This is a genomic window from Escherichia coli DSM 30083 = JCM 1649 = ATCC 11775, from assembly GCF_003697165.2.
Lineage (GTDB): Bacteria > Pseudomonadota > Gammaproteobacteria > Enterobacterales > Enterobacteriaceae > Escherichia > Escherichia coli.
The window spans coordinates 2411825-2430539 of the sequence record NZ_CP033092.2 but is presented as its reverse complement, the minus strand read 5'-3'; the positions used below and the strand labels follow the sequence as shown (position 1 = coordinate 2430539).

Below are 18715 nucleotides of genomic sequence, written 5' to 3'. Positions count from 1 at the left end.
TTAAGGAATGTAAGGACACGTTATGCCAAGCGCCCACAGTGTTAAGCTACGCCCGCTGGAGCGTGAAGATTTACGCTATGTACATCAACTCGACAATAACGCCAGTGTGATGCGTTACTGGTTTGAGGAACCCTACGAAGCCTTTGTTGAACTCTCTGATCTGTATGATAAGCATATTCACGATCAGAGCGAACGGCGCTTTGTGGTGGAATGTGACGGCGAAAAAGCCGGTCTGGTGGAGCTGGTGGAAATTAACCATGTTCATCGCCGCGCAGAATTTCAGATAATTATCTCCCCGGAGTATCAGGGGAAAGGTCTGGCAACCCGTGCCGCCAAATTAGCAATGGACTATGGCTTCACCGTTCTCAATCTCTATAAGCTGTATCTGATCGTTGATAAAGAGAATGAAAAAGCGATTCACATTTACCGCAAGCTTGGCTTTACGGTTGAAGGTGAATTGATGCATGAGTTCTTTATTAATGGTCAATATCGTAATGCCATTCGCATGTGTATATTCCAGCATCAGTATCTGGCTGAGCACAAAACACCGGGTCAGACTCTCCTGAAGCCGACCGCACAATAGTATTAATAATAATCGATCGTATTTTTGATGGTGTAAACCCGTTCGACGGCGGGTTTTACTCCTTCATCAACAATGATTAGCTGACAGTCCACCGGATTGGCGTGATTGTCATATTCACAGCTCTGTTTTACATTTCCAACCCGTTGATTATTCAGTAAAGTAACCGCTGTGTAATCTAATTTTTTGATCGGGTCCGTTGATGGCGTGGCGCTGACAGATAATGTTTTATCGTTACTTTTCGTGGTTTTACCCAGCGGATACCCCTGATCATCATAGCGATATTCCATCTGCATCTGTTTGCTGCTGGCTTTAATCACGAAACCATTATCATCGGTTTCCCAACTCACCCCGGCAGAAGGTAATTCTGCTAGCTGGCATTTTCCCTGCAAACGAACTCTTTTCTCCAGCGTCTCAGCATCACGGTAATAATTGGCGTCCAGTACCAGGGCAACCAAGGTATTATTTTCCAGATCCAGTAATTCGAGAGAATCAAAACAGCCTTCTTCCGACAAAGTCCCCGAAACACGTTTCGTCACTTCACCTTGCTCATCCATTAATGTCTGAGTGAAATCTTTTACGGGACCACGCAGCGGATCAAAATCGAATTCATTAGAGAAACTGGCCATCTCCGGGGTAAATGAAAGTGTTACCTCTGTGCGGTCACATCCTGTGAGTAATATCGCGAGTAAGCATGGCAGTAATTTGTATTTCACAACAGTCACCTGAGAGTAGAGATAATTCTCAATCATAGTAGCAAATACAGTACTTTACACGTTAAATGCTATGCTTAAAGAAGTTATCTTCGCGTAAGGAGCTTATGATGAAACTCTCAACCTGCTGTGCCGCGCTTCTGCTCGCCCTCGCCTCACCCGCGGTACTCGCCGCGCCGGGATCCTGTGAGCGCATACAGAGCGATATATCACAGCGCATTATCAATAATGGCGTACCCGAAAGCAGCTTCACGTTAAGTATTGTACCCAATGACCAGGTTGATCAGCCTGATTCCCAGGTCGTCGGGCATTGCGCTAATGATACGCATAAAATTCTCTACACCCGTACCACCAGCGGTAACGTCTCTGCTCCCGCGCAGTCTACCCAGGATAACGCGCCTGCTGAACCGCAGTAACACATTATCGACTGAACGCCGGATACGACACATCCGGCGATTTGAACATACAACATAATCCCACCTTATTACTCATACCCTTCTATTGATATGGATTAATAATTATTAACCCCAAATGGGTAGACTCTCTCTATTGTTAGCGCGCTAAATATTCAATATATAAACATTTATATAACGATAAAGAACAGGGAGTGAGTTATGTCCAAAAATGAACAAATGGTGGGCATCAGCCGCAGAACACTCGTTAAATCTACCGCGATAGGTTCTCTGGCGCTGGCTGCAGGCGGTTTTTCTTTGCCGTTTACCCTGCGCAGTGCAGAAGCAGCGGTACAACAGGCCAACGAAAAAGTGGTCTGGGGTGCCTGTTCCGTCAACTGTGGTAGCCGCTGTGCACTTCGTCTGCATGTTAAAGATAATGAAGTGACCTGGGTGGAAACTGACAACACCGGCAGCGACGAGTATGGCAACCATCAGGTACGCGCCTGTTTGCGCGGTCGCTCCATCCGTCGGCGTATTAATCATCCCGATCGCCTGAATTACCCAATGAAACGCGTGGGCAAACGCGGCGAAGGCAAATTCGAACGGATTAGCTGGGATGAAGCCCTGGATACTATCGCCAGTAGCCTGAAAAAAACCGTCAAACAATATGGCAATGAGGCTGTATATATTCAGTACTCTTCGGGGATTGTTGGCGGCAATATGACCCGCTCTTCTCCATCAGCCTCGGCGGTCAAACGCCTGATGAACTGCTACGGCGGTTCACTAAATCAGTATGGCTCCTACAGCACTGCGCAAATTTCCTGTGCCATGCCCTACACCTACGGCAGTAATGATGGCAACAGCACCACGGATATTGAAAACAGCAAGCTGGTCGTGATGTTTGGTAACAACCCGGCTGAAACCCGCATGAGCGGCGGTGGCATCACTTATCTTCTTGAAAAAGCACGCGAGAAATCGAACGCAAAAATGATTGTTATCGATCCGCGATATACCGATACGGCTGCTGGTCGTGAAGATGAATGGCTTCCTATTCGCCCTGGCACCGATGCCGCGCTGGTTGCGGGTATTGCCTGGGTATTGATTAACGAAAATCTCGTTGATCAACCTTTTCTCGATAAATACTGCGTCGGCTATGACGAAAAAACCTTACCCGCAGATGCACCCAAAAATGGTCACTATAAAGCCTATATTCTTGGTGAAGGCGATGATAAAACAGCGAAAACGCCGCAGTGGGCTTCGCAAATTACAGGTATCCCGGTAGACCGTATCATCAAACTGGCGCGTGAAATTGGCACAGCAAAACCCGCTTATATCTGCCAGGGCTGGGGGCCGCAACGCCAGGCAAACGGCGAGCTGACGGCACGCGCTATTGCTATGTTGCCTATTTTGACGGGCAATGTCGGCATCAGCGGCGGAAATAGTGGTGCGCGTGAATCGACCTACACCATTACCATCGAACGCTTGCCGGTGCTGGATAATCCGGTCAAAACGTCAATCTCCTGCTTCAGCTGGACAGATGCTATCGATCATGGCCCGCAAATGACGGCAATCCGCGACGGCGTCCGGGGCAAAGATAAACTAGATGTGCCCATTAAGTTCATCTGGAACTACGCGGGAAATACCCTGGTTAATCAGCATTCTGACATCAACAAAACGCATGAAATTCTGCAGGACGAATCGAAATGCGAAATGATTGTGGTCATCGAAAACTTTATGACCTCATCGGCAAAATATGCCGACATTCTGCTGCCAGACCTGATGACCGTTGAGCAGGAAGATATTATTCCTAACGACTACGCCGGTAACATGGGATATCTCATTTTCCTCCAGCCTGTCACCAGCGAAAAATTCGAACGCAAACCAATTTACTGGATCCTGAGTGAAGTCGCGAAACGTCTTGGACCTGACGTCTATCAAAAGTTCACTGAAGGTCGCACGCAGGAACAATGGTTACAACATCTGTACGCCAAAATGCTTGCCAAAGATCCGGCGTTACCGTCTTACGACGAATTAAAAAAAATGGGTATCTATAAGCGTAAAGATCCCAATGGTCATTTTGTCGCCTACAAAGCATTTCGTGACGACCCCGAGGCAAATCCACTTAAAACGCCTTCCGGTAAGATTGAAATTTATTCCAGCAAGCTGGCGGAAATTGCCCGTACCTGGGAACTGGAAAAAGATGAAGTGATAAGCCCACTGCCGGTTTATGCCTCAACCTTTGAAGGCTGGGACTCCCCTGAACGTAGTGCCTTCCCACTGCAACTGTTTGGTTTCCATTACAAATCCCGTACGCACTCGACCTACGGCAACATTGATGTCCTGAAGGCAGCCTGCCGTCAGGAAGTGTGGATCAACCCTATAGATGCACAGAAACGTGGGATTGCCAACGGCGATATGGTGCGGGTGTTTAACCATCGTGGCGAAGTTCGGCTACCAGCCAAAGTGACACCACGCATTCTCCCTGGAGTTAGTGCTATGGGCCAGGGAGCCTGGCACGAGGCCAATATGTCTGGCGATAAAATCGACCACGGCGGCTGTGTGAATACGCTAACCACTCTGCGACCTTCACCACTGGCGAAGGGAAACCCGCAGCACACTAATCTGGTCGAGATCGAAAAAATATAACCCACTACGACCATAAATTTTGACATGACATTTTGTTTGAAAAGCAATAAGTGAGTAATGATGAAAATCCATAACACAGAGGCGCTCATGTCGGCTGAAATCAGTCGTAGAAGTCTGATGAAAACCTCCGCACTTGGCAGTCTCGCGCTGGCAAGCAGTGCTTTCACTTTGCCGTTTTCCCAAATGGTCCGAGCGGCACAGGCACCGGTAGAAGAGAAAGCGGTCTGGAGTTCCTGCACCGTTAACTGCGGGAGCCGCTGTCTGTTACGTTTGCATGTGAAAGATGACACCGTGTACTGGGTGGAGTCTGATACGACAGGTGACGACGTTTACGGTAATCATCAGGTTCGGGCATGTTTACGCGGGCGCTCTATCCGCCGACGGATGAATCATCCTGACAGGTTGAAATATCCCATGAAGCGCGTCGGCAAGCGCGGTGAAGGTAAATTTGAACGGATAAGTTGGGACGAAGCCCTGGATACCATCAGTGATAATCTTCGGCGGATCCTAAAAGATTACGGCAATGAGGCTGTACATGTTCTCTATGGAACAGGCGTAGATGGCGGAAACATCACCAACTCAAACGTCCCGTACCGTCTGATGAACTCTTGCGGTGGTTTTCTCAGTCGCTATGGCAGCTACAGTACCGCACAGATCAGTGCCGCAATGAGTTATATGTTCGGTGCCAATGATGGCAACAGCCCGGATGATATCGCCAATACGAAACTGGTCGTTATGTTCGGAAATAACCCGGCAGAAACACGGATGAGCGGCGGTGGTGTCACTTACTACGTCGAGCAAGCCCGCGAACGTTCAAACGCACGCATGATCGTCATCGATCCACGTTATAACGACACAGCTGCCGGGCGTGAAGATGAATGGCTGCCCATTCGCCCTGGCACCGATGGCGCACTGGCCTGTGCAATTGCCTGGGTACTGATTACTGAAAACATGGTCGATCAGCCATTTCTCGACAAATATTGTGTTGGTTACGATGAAAAAACGCTGCCAGCTAACGCTCCACGTAACGCGCATTATAAAGCCTATATTCTGGGCGAAGGGCCTGACGGCATAGCTAAAACGCCGGAATGGGCAGCAAAAATCACCAGCATCCCGGCAGAAAAAATTATCCAGTTGGCACGAGAGATCGGTTCAGCAAAACCGGCTTATATTTGTCAGGGGTGGGGGCCACAACGACATTCCAACGGCGAGCAAACGTCCCGCGCTATTGCCATGCTTTCCGTTCTCACCGGTAACGTCGGCATAAACGGCGGCAACTCAGGTGTACGCGAAGGTAGCTGGGATCTGGGGGTAGAATGGTTCCCGATGCTCGAGAATCCTGTTAAAACGCAGATTTCCGTCTTTACATGGACAGATGCTATCGACCATGGTACGGAAATGACCGCGCCCCGTGATGGTGTTCGTGGAAAAGAAAAACTGGATGTCCCCATCAAGTTTTTATGGTGCTACGCCAGTAACACATTGATCAATCAACATGGCGACATCAATCACACCCATGAGGTGCTTCAGGATGACAGCAAGTGCGAGATGATTGTTGGCATTGACCACTTCATGACTGCCTCGGCTAAGTATTGCGATATCCTGTTACCCGACCTGATGCCAACAGAGCAAGAAGACCTCATCTCTCATGAGTCTGCCGGGAATATGGGCTATGTGATCCTCGCCCAACCCGCAACCTCAGCAAAATTTGAACGCAAACCCATCTACTGGATGCTGAGTGAAGTCGCCAAACGCTTAGGACCAGACGTTTATCAAACCTTTACTGAAGGTCGCAGTCAGCATGAATGGATCAAATATCTCCATGCGAAAACGAAGGAACGTAACCCTGAGATGCCCGACTACGAGGAGATGAAAACGACCGGGATCTTTAAGAAAAAATGCCCGGAAGAACACTACGTCGCTTTCCGCGCATTCCGTGTAGATCCACAGGCAAACCCATTGAAAACACCTTCGGGAAAAATCGAAATTTATTCTGAACGACTGGCGAAGATTGCGGATACCTGGGAATTGAAAAAAGATGAAATTATTCATCCTCTTCCAGCTTATACGCCAGGTTTTGATGGCTGGGACGATCCCCTGCGGAAAACTTATCCACTGCAGTTAACGGGCTTCCACTACAAAGCGCGTACCCACTCCAGTTACGGCAATATTGATGTATTACAGCAGGCCTGCCCACAAGAGGTGTGGATCAACCCCATTGATGCTCAGGCACGCGGTATCCGTCATGGCGATACCGTGCGGGTATTTAACAATAATGGAGAAATGCTGATTGCCGCAAAAGTGACTCCGCGTATTCTGCCTGGCGTTACCGCCATCGGGCAAGGTGCTTGGCTTAAAGCGGATATGTTTGGTGACCGGGTCGATCACGGCGGCAGTATCAATATTCTGACCTCTCACCGCCCTTCACCGCTGGCAAAGGGAAACCCGTCGCACAGCAATCTTGTCCAGATCGAAAAGGTTTAAGGAGTAGCCCATGACCACACAATATGGATTTTTTATCGATTCCAGCCGCTGTACTGGCTGTAAAACCTGCGAACTGGCGTGCAAAGATTTTAAAGATCTTGGCCCGGAAGTCAGTTTCCGCCGTATTTATGAATATGCTGGCGGCGACTGGCAGGAAGATAATGGCGTCTGGCACCAGAACGTGTTCGCTTATTATCTCTCCATCTCCTGTAACCATTGCGATGACCCCGCATGTACAAAAGTCTGCCCCAGCGGTGCAATGCATAAGCGTGAAGATGGTTTCGTGGTGGTTGATGAAGATGTTTGTATCGGCTGCCGCTACTGCCACATGGCTTGTCCGTACGGCGCGCCACAGTACAATGCTGAAAAAGGGCACATGACGAAGTGCGATGGTTGTTATTCGCGCGTCGCCGAGGGGAAACAACCCATATGTGTCGAATCCTGCCCACTGCGTGCACTTGAGTTCGGTCCAATTGAAGAATTGCGCCAGAAGCACGGCACTCTGGCTGCCGTCGCGCCACTGCCGCGCGCGCATTTCACAAAACCCAATATTGTTATCAAACCTAACGCCAACAGCCGCCCGACCGGCGATACCACTGGTTATCTGGCTAATCCGGAGGAAGTGTAAAATGGGAAATGGATGGCATGAATGGCCACTGGTTATCTTTACCGTATTGGGTCAATGCGTAGTAGGCGCGCTGATTGTTAGCGGAATTGGCTGGTTCGCCGCCAAAAATAACGCAGACCGTCAGCACATTATTCGTGGCATGTTTTTCCTCTGGCTGTTGATGGGCATCGGGTTTATTGCCTCTGTCATGCACCTGGGATCGCCACTGCGGGCGTTTAACTCGCTGAATAGAATCGGAGCTTCTGGTCTGAGTAACGAGATTGCTGCCGGTTCCATATTTTTTGCCGTTGGCGGATTATGGTGGCTGGTGGCGGTCATCGGTAAAATGCCGCAAGCGTTGGGGAAACTCTGGTTACTTGTCAGCATGGCGCTCGGCATCATTTTCGTCTGGATGATGACCTGCGTGTATCAAATCGACACTGTGCCAACCTGGCATAACGGTTACACTACGCTGGCTTTCTTCCTGACGGTATTGTTGAGCGGTCCAATACTTGCTGCCACAATTCTACGTGCAGCCCGCGTTACATTTAATACCACACCATTTGCCATCATTAGCATTCTGGCGCTGATCGCTTGTGCCGGGTTGATTGTGCTGCAAGGTTTGTCTCTGGCGTCTATTCACTCATCCGTACAACAAGCCAGCGCACTGGTACCAGATTACGCCTCCTTACAGGTCTGGCGTGTGGTATTGTTATGCGCAGGTCTAGGATGCTGGCTTTGTCCGCTCATTCGTCGCCGTGAACCTCACGTTGCCGGACTTGTTCTGGGGTTAATCCTCATTCTTGGCGGTGAGATGATCGGGCGTGTGCTCTTTTATGGCCTGCACATGACGGTAGGAATGGCTATTGCAGGTTAACAAATTGGTGCGGGGCAACCCGCACATTTCAGGATGTTAGGAATGACCCATTTTTCACAGCAAGATAATTTTTCTGTCGCGGCGCGCGTGTTGGGCGCGCTGTTTTATTACGCTCCAGAGAGTGCGGAAGCCGCACCTCTGGTTGCGGTACTCACCAATGACAGCTGGGAAACTCAGTGGCCTCTACCAGAAGCGTCATTAGCGCCGCTGGTGACGGCTTTTCAGACACAGAGTGAAGAGACTCACGCCCAGGCCTGGCAGCGTTTGTTTGTCGGCCCGTGGGCACTGCCGTCTCCGCCGTGGGGATCGGTCTGGCTGGATCGCGAATCTGTGCTGTTTGGCGATTCAACATTGGCACTTCGTCAGTGGATGCGCGAGAAAGGCATTCAGTTCGAAATGAAGCAAAACGAACCGGAAGATCATTTTGGTTCACTGCTGCTGATGGCTGCGTGGTTGGCGGAGAATGGTCGCCAGACAGAATGCGAAGAATTGCTGGCATGGCACCTTTTTCCGTGGTCAACACGTTTTCTTGACGTTTTTATCGAAAAAGCAGAACACCCTTTCTACCGTGCACTGGGTGAACTCGCTCGCTTAACGCTGGCGCAATGGCAATCACAACTGTTGATTCCTGTCGCGGTTAAACCGCTGTTTCGATAGGATCACCGTATTATTGCCGGATGGTGACGATTACACGCAATTCGGCAATTAATAGGTTACAGTGTCACGTTTTTTTTATCTCTTAAAGCACGCACTGCTTTTGCGGCTGGCCTCTTTTGCCGCAAAATAGTCGCCCGTGTTTCATTGCCCATTTCTGCTCATGCATCATCTACACATCTATCCGGATCTGCGCACTATGTTCCGCCGTCTGCTTATCGCAACAATCGTCGGTATTCTTGCGGCCTTTGCCGTTGCCGGGTTTCGTCATGCGATGCTGCTACTGGAGTGGCTGTTCCTCAATAATGACTCCGGCAGTCTGGTCAATGCAGCGACAAATCTTTCCCCGTGGCGACGGCTGCTAACCCCGGCGCTCGGCGGACTGGCGGCGGGTTTGTTGCTGATGGGCTGGCAGAAATTTACCCAGCAACGCCCTCATGCGCCGACCGATTACATGGAAGCGTTGCAAACCGATGGTCAGTTTGATTACGCAGCAAGCCTGGTTAAATCGCTTGCCTCTCTACTGGTAGTAACCAGCGGCAGTGCAATTGGTCGCGAAGGTGCGATGATTCTTTTAGCTGCCCTTGCAGCCTCGTGTTTTGCCCAACGTCTTACGCCACGCCAGGAGTGGAAATTATGGATCGCCTGTGGAGCTGCGGCGGGAATGGCTGCGGCCTATCGCGCCCCGCTTGCTGGCAGTTTATTTATAGCCGAAGTGCTGTTTGGCACTATGATGTTGGCCTCTCTCGGCCCGGTGATTATTTCCGCCGTCGTGGCGTTGCTGGTTAGCAATCTTATTAATCATAGCGACGCATTACTCTACAGCGGACCACTGTTGTTAACGTTAATGAACGCCTGTCATCGTGGATTTGTGAGTCTCAAGCTTGCGCCGCCCTGGCAACTGGCACTGGGCGGGTTGATCGTGGGTCTGCTTTCCCTGTTCACACCTGCAGTGTGGGGCAACGGCTATAGCACCGTACAATCCTTTTTAACCGCTCCGCCACTGTTAATGATCATTGCCGGGATCTTCCTCTGTAAACTGTGTGCCGTGCTGGCGAGTAGTGGTTCTGGCGCGCCCGGTGGTGTCTTTACACCGACGCTATTTATCGGTCTTGCCATTGGCATGTTGTATGGTCGTAGCCTGGGATTATGGTTACCTGATGGCGAAGAAATTACGCTTTTACTCGGATTGACAGGGATGGCGACACTGTTGGCGGCGACCACGCACGCGCCGATTATGTCGACGTTGATGATATGTGAAATGACCGGGGAGTATCAGCTACTCCCCGGTTTATTGATTGCCTGCGTAATTGCGTCGGTAATTTCGCGGACGTTACACCGTGACTCTATCTACCGCCAGCACACTGCGAAGCATAGCTAAGCGGATGTATTGCCCCAGTTCACGCTGTTCGGCGCGCGGCAGATAAGGCAGTTCACCAATGAGCGGTGCCGGAAGTTTTTTACCGAGCACATCAATGATTTCCGCATAATGCGCCAGTCCTGGGTTGATTCGGTTAGCCACCCAGCCAATGAGCGGCAGCCCGTCGTTGGCAATCGCCTGAGCTGTTAGCAGTGCATGGTTAATGCAACCTTCCTGAATACCGACAACCATCAACACCGGCAGTTGTTCCTGCACCACCCATTCAGAGAGCGGACGCAAATCATTCATCAGACTGCGCCAGCCGCCAGTCCCTTCTACCACGACATGATCGACTTTATCGGTCAGGTTTGCCAGGCCGTTTGAAATGAGGGTGTAATTGATTGGGCAACTGTGCGCCACGCTACTTTCTTCTTCGCTTAACGCGATAGGATTAACTGCTTCATAAGGCAGTTCGATGGTTGAAACACTCTGCAACACCAGGGCATCTTTATTACGCAGCCCTTCGGGTGTCTCTTTGCTCCCCTTCGCTACGGGTTTATATCCCGCAACCGTTTTTCCCTGGGAGGCTAACGCTTGTAGCAATGCGCGGGAAACCACCGTTTTCCCTACAGAAGTGTCTGTACCGGTAATAAAGAAACGCTTCAGCATCACTAACTCCACCGTTATGCTTCACAAATATAAACCAGGAAAATAATTAACCTTGAAAGTCTAAGTTATGCTTTCCTGGCCCAAATTGAGATAGCGCAAATTTTGGTAGAACAGTTAAAAAATGTTAACCCTGCAACAGACGAATCAACAAAGAACCGTTATACATCGCGTCTTTTACCAGCGCAGCGCCTGCCATCGTGCCCTGGTTAGAAAACTGAGTACTCTCAACGCTAATGTGCTGACTATACGCAGGAAGGGCCTGCTGACGGATGCTGTCCGAGATAACTGGGAAGAGGATATCTGCCGCTTTACTTAACGGTGAGCCAATCAGTATTTTTTGTGGGTTAAATAAATTCACCATGATGGCAAGAATGCGACCGACATGCGCGCCTACCCCGGTAATGATGTCTTTTGCCAGTAGATCGCCGCGCAATGCCGCCTGACACAATGAGTCCACGGTTAACGGTTGTCCATGTAACATCGAGCTCATGGATTGATTGAGACGCAGCTGTGCCAGCTCAAGAATACTGTCCACACTGGCGATGGTTTCGAGGCAACCGTGATTCCCGCAATAACAGCGTTTCCCATACGGGTCGACCTGTGTGTGGCCTATTTCCACGAGGCTACTGCTGCCTGCGTGTAGCAGATGACCATCGGTAATGACGCCCGCCCCCACGTTGTGATCGATAACCACCTGAATCACATCGCGCGCCCCGCGTGAGGCACCAAACAAGGCCTCAGCCATCGTCCATGCGCTGATATCATGCTGAATATAAACCGGTACGCCGGTATGCTGCTCCAGCGCCTCGCCGAGCGGCATCTCTTTTACATCCTCGTAGAACGGCATGCGATGTACAATACCATTTTCCGTATCAATAATTCCCGGCAAGGTTATGGCAATCGAAGTCAGACGCTCAAGTTTTTTCTGGTGGCGGATAAAAAACTGATCGATATGGGAAATGATACGATCCAGCAATGGCGAGTCATCTTTTAACGCCAGTTCCTGCGACTCCTCCACTACCAGTTTGCTGCTCAGATCGCGCAAAGCAAGGAAAATCTCCCCGCGACTAATGCGCAGAGAAAGATAGTGCCAGGCTTCAGTTTCAACCACCAGCCCCACTGCCGGACGGCCACGGTTCCCCGCTTCTTTGATTTCCAGCTCTTGCACCAGGTGTGCTTCGAGCATCTCACGGACAATTTTAGTGATACTGGCAGGAGCCAGTTGCGCCAGACGGGAAAGATCGATACGCGAGACTGGACCAAGCTGATCAATCAGGCGATAAACCGCGCCCGCGTTGGTCTGCTTTATTTGATCAATGTGCCCAGGCTGATTTTCAGCAACCACCGCATACTCCCTATATTTTCGCGCTCCGAAATAATCTGTAGGCTATGGTGAAGCACTTCAATACGTGTCGTCAAATTTTTACTTAGGCATGTGATTAACAGCACATTTTTCGGGCTTTTTCGCTGAAATTTCCCTCACCTGAGAGCATTCAGCAGATGAATACGAAAGTTACGCGCAGCCGGACTTTGTTCATGATGTTTCGGCCAGACCAACCACATTTCAGAAACCGCATCCTCTTCAGCAATCGGCACCCAGCGCATTTCGTTGAGCTGAACACGTTTAAATGACGCAGGCAAAATTGAAACACCCAGACCAGCGGAAACCAGACCGATGATGGTCATTGCCTCACCCACCTCCTGAGTGATGACGGGCGTCAAATTGTAACGTCTCATCAGCCCGAGAATATCGTCATACAGCCCTGTTCCGACGTGCGGATCAAAAAAGACAAAGGGTTCTTTCGCCAGTTCAGCCAGCGTTACACTCGGGTTATTTGCCAGGGGATGATCGTGCGGGATCATCGCCATAAGCGGTTCATGGACGATGACTGCGTGTTCAAGCGTCTCCGGTAACGCTGTGTTACGCAGCAATCCCATATCCAGCGTTCCTTCAATGAGCGGAGCGATTTGCTCGCGAGTGTTCATTTCGCGGGTTTGTAAATGGACATCGGGATAATCACGGCGAAACAGCGATAACGTATCGGACACCGCCCGAATAAAAGGAGCGGACGAAGTAAAACCAATGCGCAACTCCCCCGCTTCGCCCTGATGCAGCCTTTCAGCGCGAGCGGCAGCATCATCCACCATAGACAGGATTTGCCGACTATCTACAAGAAACTGTTTTCCTGCTTCCGTCAGCAATACACTGCGATTGGTCCGTGCCAGCAGTCGGGCACCAATTTGTTGCTCCAGCGCCTGAATCTGCTGACTTAGCGGTGGTTGCGAAATATTCAGGCGGGCAGCGGCACGCCCGAAATGCAGCTCTTCTGCAACAGCGACAAAGTAACGCAGATGACGAAGTTCAAGATTCATATTTAAAACATCTTATTTGAGATTATTAATATATTAGACAGAACAATTCGATTTTCCTAATCTATTCATAAGCCTGATCCACAGGCATATTTAGCAAGGATTTCAAGTGAGCCGTACTACAACTGTTGATGGCGCTCCGGCAAGCGACACTGACAAGCAAAGCATTTCTCAGTCAAATCAATTTATTAAACGCGGTACGCCGCAATTTATGCGCGTCACCCTGGCGCTTTTCTCTGCCGGACTGGCAACTTTCGCACTTCTCTATTGTGTGCAACCTATCCTTCCGGTGCTTTCACAAGAGTTTGGCTTAACGCCCGCGAACAGTAGTATTTCACTGTCCATTTCAACGGCGATGTTGGCTATCGGTTTGCTGTTTACTGGCCCGCTATCCGATGCCATTGGTCGCAAACCAGTGATGGTCACGGCGCTACTGTTGGCCTCCATTTGTACGTTACTTTCGACAATGATGACCAGCTGGCACGGCATTTTGATTATGCGCGCCTTGATTGGGCTTTCGTTAAGTGGCGTGGCAGCCGTTGGCATGACTTATCTTAGCGAGGAAATCCACCCCAGTTTCGTGGCCTTTTCAATGGGGTTGTATATCAGCGGCAACTCAATTGGCGGCATGAGCGGACGCTTAATTAGCGGTGTCTTCACGGACTTTTTTAACTGGCGAATTGCTCTGGCGGCAATCGGTTGTTTCGCGTTGGCCTCGGCGTTGATGTTCTGGAAAATCCTCCCTGAATCACGCCATTTTCGCCCGACTTCGCTGCGCCCTAAGACGTTATTCATCAACTTTCGTCTGCACTGGCGTGACCGGGGATTACCGTTATTGTTCGCAGAAGGCTTTTTGCTGATGGGGTCGTTCGTCACGCTGTTTAATTACATCGGCTATAGGTTGATGCTTTCCCCCTGGCATGTCAGTCAGGCCGTGGTTGGCTTATTATCGCTGGCTTATTTGACCGGTACATGGAGCTCACCCAAAGCCGGAACCATGACCACCCGCTATGGACGCGGTCCGGTGATGTTGTTTTCGACGGGGGTTATGCTGTTTGGTTTACTGATGACCTTATTCAGCTCGCTGTGGCTGATCTTTGCCGGAATGTTACTCTTCTCAGCCGGATTCTTCGCAGCCCACTCCGTTGCCAGCAGCTGGATCGGCCCCCGCGCAAAACGCGCTAAAGGCCAGGCCTCCTCGCTGTATCTGTTCAGTTACTATCTGGGGTCGAGTATTGCCGGGACGCTGGGTGGTGTTTTCTGGCATAACTATGGCTGGAACGGCGTCGGCGCATTTATTGCTCTGATGCTGGTCATTGCTCTGCTGGTCGGGACGCGTTTGCATCATCGTCTGCACGCCTGAAAAAATAAGTCCGGACTGAGGTAAATACCCGTCCGGACTTATTGCCTGCTCAAACCAACGTTAATAGCCATCCTAAAATAGACGAAGCGCCAGCCAATTCCCGCAGCGCATCTAGCGTCATCAGGATTATAAGTACCCAAATAAACGGATTCATTTTGCTGTGTGTCATTTATTACTGATGCGCAGTTATTCTACCGCTTTGTAAGTAGTAAAATAGTTAACACGATCAAGACTACTATTATTGGTAGCTAAATTTTCCTTAAGTCACAATACGTTATTATCAACGCTGTAATTTATTCAGCGTTTGTACATATCGTTACACGCTGAAACCAACCACTCACGGAAGTCTGCCATTCCCAGGGATATAGTTATTTCAACGGCCCCGCAGTGGGGTTAAATGAAAAAACAAATTGAGGGTATGACAATGAAAAAAGTATTAGCTCTGGTTGTTGCCGCTGCTATGGGTCTGTCTTCTGCTGCCTTTGCTGCAGAGACTGCGACCACACCTGCTCCGACTGCGACGACCACCAAAGCAGCGCCTGCGAAAACCACACATCATAAAAAACAGCATAAAGCAGCACCTGCCCAGAAAGCGCAGGCGGCTAAAAAGCATCATAAAAATGCCAAAGCTGAACAGAAAGCTCCTGAACAAAAAGCGCAGGCAGCGAAGAAACACGCCAAGAAACACAGCCATCAGCAACCGGCAAAACCTGCTGCACAACCCGCAGCGTAAGTTTTCAACAGTAATGCTGGCGCGCCCCCTCGCGCCTGAAAATTACGGTGCTAAGCGGGTAACGTTTAGCACCGCCTTTAGCGGAGGGTAGTATGGTGGGCCGTTATCGCTTTGAGTTCATTCTTATCATCCTTATTTTATGCGCACTGATTGCCGCCCGTTTTTATCTTTCCTGATCGTAGTTATCTGATTTTACTCCCACTTTCATCCCGTCCCGTCTATAGTATTTATGAGGGTTTGCTTTTAATAATCATAATTACCCACCAGAGTGTGATATGCGTACAACCATTGCTGTAGTGTTGGGTGCAATTAGTTTGACGTCTGCTTTTGTGTTTGCAGATAAACCAGACGTTGCCAAATCGGCAAACGATGAGGTCAGCACCCTGTTTTTTGGTCATGATGATCGTGTGCCAGTGAATGACACGACCCAATCACCGTGGGATGCGGTTGGCCAACTGGAAACGGCCAGCGGCAATTTATGTACGGCGACGCTGATTGCACCCAATCTGGCATTAACGGCAGGACACTGTTTATTGACGCCGCCAAAGGGTAAAGCCGATAAAGCGGTAGCGCTGCGTTTCGTGTCAAATAAAGGTCTTTGGCGCTATGAGATCCACGACATAGAAGGCCGCGTTGATCCGACACTGGGAAAGCGGTTAAAAGCAGATGGGGATGGCTGGATTGTACCTCCCGCAGCTGCGCCCTGGGACTTCGGTTTGATTGTGCTACGTAATCCCCCTTCTGGCATTACACCGTTGCCGTTATTTGAGGGAGATAAAGCCGCGCTTACCGCCGCATTAAAAGCGGCTGGTCGTAAAGTGACTCAGGCGGGCTACCCTGAAGATCATCTCGATACGTTGTACAGTCATCAAAACTGTGAAGTGACTGGCTGGGCGCAAACGTCGGTGATGTCGCATCAGTGCGATACCTTGCCGGGTGACAGCGGTTCGCCTCTGATGTTGCATACCGATGACGGCTGGCAATTAATTGGGGTGCAAAGCTCGGCTCCTGCCGCGAAAGATCGCTGGCGCGCCGATAACCGGGCCATTTCTGTTACCGGTTTTCGCGACAAGCTGGATCAACTGTCGCAAAAATAATGTTCAAACGCTGCCCGACAGCGCGGGCAGCGTGTTCATCAGGCAAGTTTCACCATGATCATTCCAGCCAACAGCAGCACCAGGCCAATCCAGCCTTTACGATTTAACCTTTGACCAAACAAGATCCAACCTGCGGCTAACGTGGCGGCAATACCAAACCCGCCCCACAATGCATAAGCGACAGACAAGTCGATCCCTTTAACGGCCTGAGAAAGCGCACTAAAGGCAGCCAGCACCGCCGCCAGAGAGAGCAAGCCAAATATTTTGCGACGAAAGCCGTCAGAAAATTTCAAAAAGACGTTAGCAACGATTTCCAGCACGATTGCCAATGCCAGCCAGGCGGCGTGAACCCATTCAAACTGCGCCATGGTTCACCTCCAGTTCAGGTTTACGCGCTTTACGGGTACCTGACTTGATCAACACAATCCCGGCCACCAGGGTGGTTAACCCGGCAATTTTCATCAGCGATAAACTTTCGTCGAATAACAAAACGCTAAACAAGGTAATAAATAAAATACCGATACCTTCCCACAGCGCATAAGCTACGCCTAAGGCGATTTTTTTAACGGCGAAAGAGAGAAATATATACGACAGAGAAATCATCACCAGCATTAAAATAAAGCCGCCATTTCCCTCACTGACGCTCGCCCATTTCATTGACAGCGTACCGGTAATTTCCGTAGCAATAGCCAGACCTAATAAAATCCAATAAATATACATTATCCTTCTCCTGCAAGAGAATTATTTTAATTTTCGCTTAATTCAGCGAAACCAAAGTAAAGTGATCAAGCCCCGCGCATAGCGCAAGCTTAGGCAGAAGAAAGGACTAAAGCGCGTTGCGCCAGTGCTGCTCACCTACGAGCAAGATAGTGGATGAGGTACGAAGATGGGTAAATGTAGAAAATAACGTCCTGAACAAATTGTCCATAATATTACAATTATCCGCAGTGTTGCTTCTCGTCCTCGCGGATGATAATTGTCCTCGGTAGTTGAACACGCCTGATTTGTATCACAGCTTAAGAATTAACTCAAAATATTTTCACTTCTTTACCTGAGCGGTTTGATTTTCGTTATGATGACGGAGCGGAAAAGACATTATTATTAGCAAAGAAGAAAAAACGGGGACAAGCATGGCAAAGCCGATCATCACGCTCAATGGCCTAAAAATCGTCATTATGTTGGGAATGCTGGTCATTATTCTCTGCGGTATCCGTTTTGCCGCCGAGATCATCGTGCCGTTTATTCTCGCATTATTTATTGCTGTTATTCTTAACCCGCTGGTGCAACACATGGTCCGCTGGCGTGTGCCGCGTGTACTGGCAGTGTCAATTTTGATGACCATCATCGTGATGGCGATGGTGTTGCTGTTAGCTTATCTGGGTTCCGCGCTCAATGAGTTGACGCGGACGTTACCGCAATATCGCAACTCTATTATGACGCCGCTGCAAGCGATTGAACCGTTGTTGCAACGCGTAGGGATTGATGTCTCAGTTGACCAACTGGCGCATTACATTGATCCGAACGCGGCGATGACGTTGCTCACCAACTTATTGACGCAGTTATCTAATGCCATGTCATCAATATTTTTATTGCTGCTGACGGTGCTGTTTATGTTGCTCGAAGTGCCACAATTGCCCGGAAAATTTCAGCAAATGATGGCGCGTCCGGTTGAAGGGATGGCGGCGATTCAGCGTGCGATTGACAGTGTGTCTCATTATCTGGTGCTGAAAACAGCCATCAGCATCATCACCGGCCTGGTCGCCTGGGCGATGCTCGCCGCACTCGATGTTCGCTTCGCTTTTGTCTGGGGATTGCTGGCCTTTGCGCTTAATTACATCCCGAATATTGGTTCAGTTCTCGCGGCAATCCCCCCTATCGCTCAGGTACTGGTGTTTAATGGCTTCTACGAAGCGTTGCTGGTGCTGGCGGGATATCTGCTGATTAATCTGGTCTTCGGCAATATTCTGGAGCCACGCATCATGGGGCGTGGGCTGGGGCTTTCCACATTGGTGGTATTTTTGTCGTTGATTTTTTGGGGATGGTTGTTAGGACCGGTGGGTATGCTGCTTTCCGTGCCGTTGACAATTATTGTCAAAATTGCGCTTGAACAAACAGCGGGAGGTCAAAGCATCGCCGTTCTGTTAAGCGATCTCAATAAAGAGTGACG

General features: G+C 49.8%; 20 protein-coding genes. 13 read left to right on the top strand and 7 right to left on the bottom strand.

From position 1 onward, the window contains the following. The first annotated feature begins 22 nt into the window (after positions 1–22). Entirely contained in the window at positions 23–583 is a 561-nt protein-coding gene (speG, locus tag EAS44_RS12840) for a spermidine N1-acetyltransferase (protein ID WP_001138584.1), read from the top strand. A 2-nt stretch (positions 584–585) separates the two neighbouring features. On the opposite strand, the gene ynfC is transcribed toward speG, so the two are convergent. Next, positions 586–1296 carry a YnfC family lipoprotein gene (ynfC, locus tag EAS44_RS12835; protein WP_001296084.1) on the bottom strand — a complete coding sequence of 237 codons (711 nt, stop codon included), beginning with the start codon at positions 1294–1296 and terminating at the stop codon, positions 586–588. A 107-nt stretch (positions 1297–1403) separates the two neighbouring features. Between ynfC and ynfD the strand changes: the two genes are divergently transcribed. The 7 genes from ynfD to clcB all read left to right on the top strand — a co-directional run bounded on the left by ynfD (position 1404) and on the right by clcB (position 10337). Further along, positions 1404–1709, top strand: a complete 306-nt coding sequence (gene ynfD / locus EAS44_RS12830; RefSeq protein WP_000778146.1) for a DUF1161 domain-containing protein — start codon at positions 1404–1406, stop codon at positions 1707–1709. A gap of 198 nt (positions 1710–1907) precedes the next feature. Then, a complete protein-coding gene (gene ynfE / locus EAS44_RS12825; RefSeq protein ID WP_000041666.1) occupies positions 1908–4334 on the top strand; it encodes a selenate/tellurate reductase subunit YnfE in 2427 nt (808 codons plus the stop codon). A 60-nt stretch (positions 4335–4394) separates the two neighbouring features. Further along, positions 4395–6818 carry a selenate/tellurate reductase subunit YnfF gene (ynfF, locus tag EAS44_RS12820; RefSeq protein ID WP_001468025.1) on the top strand — a complete coding sequence of 808 codons (2424 nt, stop codon included), beginning with the start codon at positions 4395–4397 and terminating at the stop codon, positions 6816–6818. 10 nt (positions 6819–6828) lie between these two features. Beyond that, positions 6829–7446, top strand: a complete 618-nt coding sequence (gene ynfG, locus EAS44_RS12815; RefSeq protein WP_000213028.1) for a DMSO reductase like molybdoenzyme iron-sulfur subunit YnfG — start codon at positions 6829–6831, stop codon at positions 7444–7446. Position 7447: 1 nt separating this feature from the next. Next, positions 7448–8302, top strand: coding sequence for a selenate reductase membrane anchor subunit YnfH (gene ynfH / locus EAS44_RS12810; protein WP_000526507.1), 855 nt, complete (start codon positions 7448–7450; stop codon positions 8300–8302). Between the two features lie 42 nt (positions 8303–8344). Beyond that, entirely contained in the window at positions 8345–8959 is a 615-nt protein-coding gene (gene dmsD, locus EAS44_RS12805) for a Tat proofreading chaperone DmsD (protein WP_000148695.1), read from the top strand. A 160-nt stretch (positions 8960–9119) separates the two neighbouring features. Then, on the top strand, positions 9120–10337 hold the full coding sequence (gene clcB / locus EAS44_RS12800; protein WP_071526779.1) for a voltage-gated ClC-type chloride channel ClcB: 1218 nt from the start codon (positions 9120–9122) through the stop codon (positions 10335–10337). Here the strand turns inward: clcB and bioD are convergent. The 3 genes from bioD to ynfL all read right to left on the bottom strand — a co-directional run bounded on the left by bioD (position 10290) and on the right by ynfL (position 13358). After that, positions 10290–10985: a dethiobiotin synthase gene (bioD, locus tag EAS44_RS12795; RefSeq protein ID WP_000919226.1), complete on the bottom strand. Its 696-nt coding sequence runs from the start codon at positions 10983–10985 to the stop codon at positions 10290–10292. The two genes, clcB and bioD, sit on opposite strands and share 48 nt — an antisense overlap. Before the next feature lie 124 nt (positions 10986–11109). Beyond that, positions 11110–12330, bottom strand: a complete 1221-nt coding sequence (mlc, locus tag EAS44_RS12790) for a sugar metabolism global transcriptional regulator Mlc (RefSeq protein ID WP_000225276.1) — start codon at positions 12328–12330, stop codon at positions 11110–11112. A gap of 134 nt (positions 12331–12464) precedes the next feature. Beyond that, positions 12465–13358, bottom strand: a complete 894-nt coding sequence (gene ynfL, locus EAS44_RS12785; RefSeq protein ID WP_001047547.1) for a LysR family transcriptional regulator — start codon at positions 13356–13358, stop codon at positions 12465–12467. A gap of 106 nt (positions 13359–13464) precedes the next feature. Here ynfL and ynfM point away from each other — a divergent pair, with 106 nt between their 5' ends. Continuing rightward, positions 13465–14718 carry an MFS transporter gene (ynfM, locus tag EAS44_RS12780; protein ID WP_000091856.1) on the top strand — a complete coding sequence of 418 codons (1254 nt, stop codon included), beginning with the start codon at positions 13465–13467 and terminating at the stop codon, positions 14716–14718. Between the two features lie 49 nt (positions 14719–14767). Here the strand turns inward: ynfM and EAS44_RS25880 are convergent, their stop codons facing one another. Then, positions 14768–14839: a hypothetical protein gene (locus EAS44_RS25880; RefSeq protein WP_211114082.1), complete on the bottom strand. Its 72-nt coding sequence runs from the start codon at positions 14837–14839 to the stop codon at positions 14768–14770. Between the two features lie 303 nt (positions 14840–15142). Between EAS44_RS25880 and asr the strand changes: the two genes are divergently transcribed. The 3 genes from asr to ydgD all read left to right on the top strand — a co-directional run bounded on the left by asr (position 15143) and on the right by ydgD (position 16548). After that, a complete protein-coding gene (asr, locus tag EAS44_RS12775) occupies positions 15143–15451 on the top strand; it encodes an acid resistance repetitive basic protein Asr (protein ID WP_001362115.1) in 309 nt (102 codons plus the stop codon). Between the two features lie 92 nt (positions 15452–15543). Next, positions 15544–15627 (top strand): hypothetical protein, encoded by an 84-nt coding sequence (locus EAS44_RS12770; protein ID WP_000233090.1) that lies wholly within the window; start codon positions 15544–15546, stop codon positions 15625–15627. A 99-nt stretch (positions 15628–15726) separates the two neighbouring features. After that, entirely contained in the window at positions 15727–16548 is an 822-nt protein-coding gene (gene ydgD, locus EAS44_RS12765; protein WP_001260849.1) for a trypsin-like serine peptidase, read from the top strand. 38 nt (positions 16549–16586) lie between these two features. Here the strand turns inward: ydgD and mdtI are convergent, their stop codons facing one another. Both mdtI and mdtJ read right to left on the bottom strand, forming a co-directional pair. Beyond that, positions 16587–16916, bottom strand: a complete 330-nt coding sequence (gene mdtI / locus EAS44_RS12760) for a multidrug/spermidine efflux SMR transporter subunit MdtI (protein WP_000046661.1) — start codon at positions 16914–16916, stop codon at positions 16587–16589. Beyond that, on the bottom strand, positions 16903–17268 hold the full coding sequence (gene mdtJ, locus EAS44_RS12755) for a multidrug/spermidine efflux SMR transporter subunit MdtJ (protein WP_000276149.1): 366 nt from the start codon (positions 17266–17268) through the stop codon (positions 16903–16905). The genes mdtI and mdtJ overlap by 14 nt, the downstream gene beginning before the upstream one ends. A gap of 410 nt (positions 17269–17678) precedes the next feature. On the opposite strand from mdtJ, the gene tqsA reads away from it, so the two are divergent. Continuing rightward, positions 17679–18713, top strand: a complete 1035-nt coding sequence (gene tqsA, locus EAS44_RS12745) for an AI-2 transporter TqsA (RefSeq protein ID WP_001118215.1) — start codon at positions 17679–17681, stop codon at positions 18711–18713. The last annotated feature ends 2 nt before the right edge of the window (positions 18714–18715 follow it).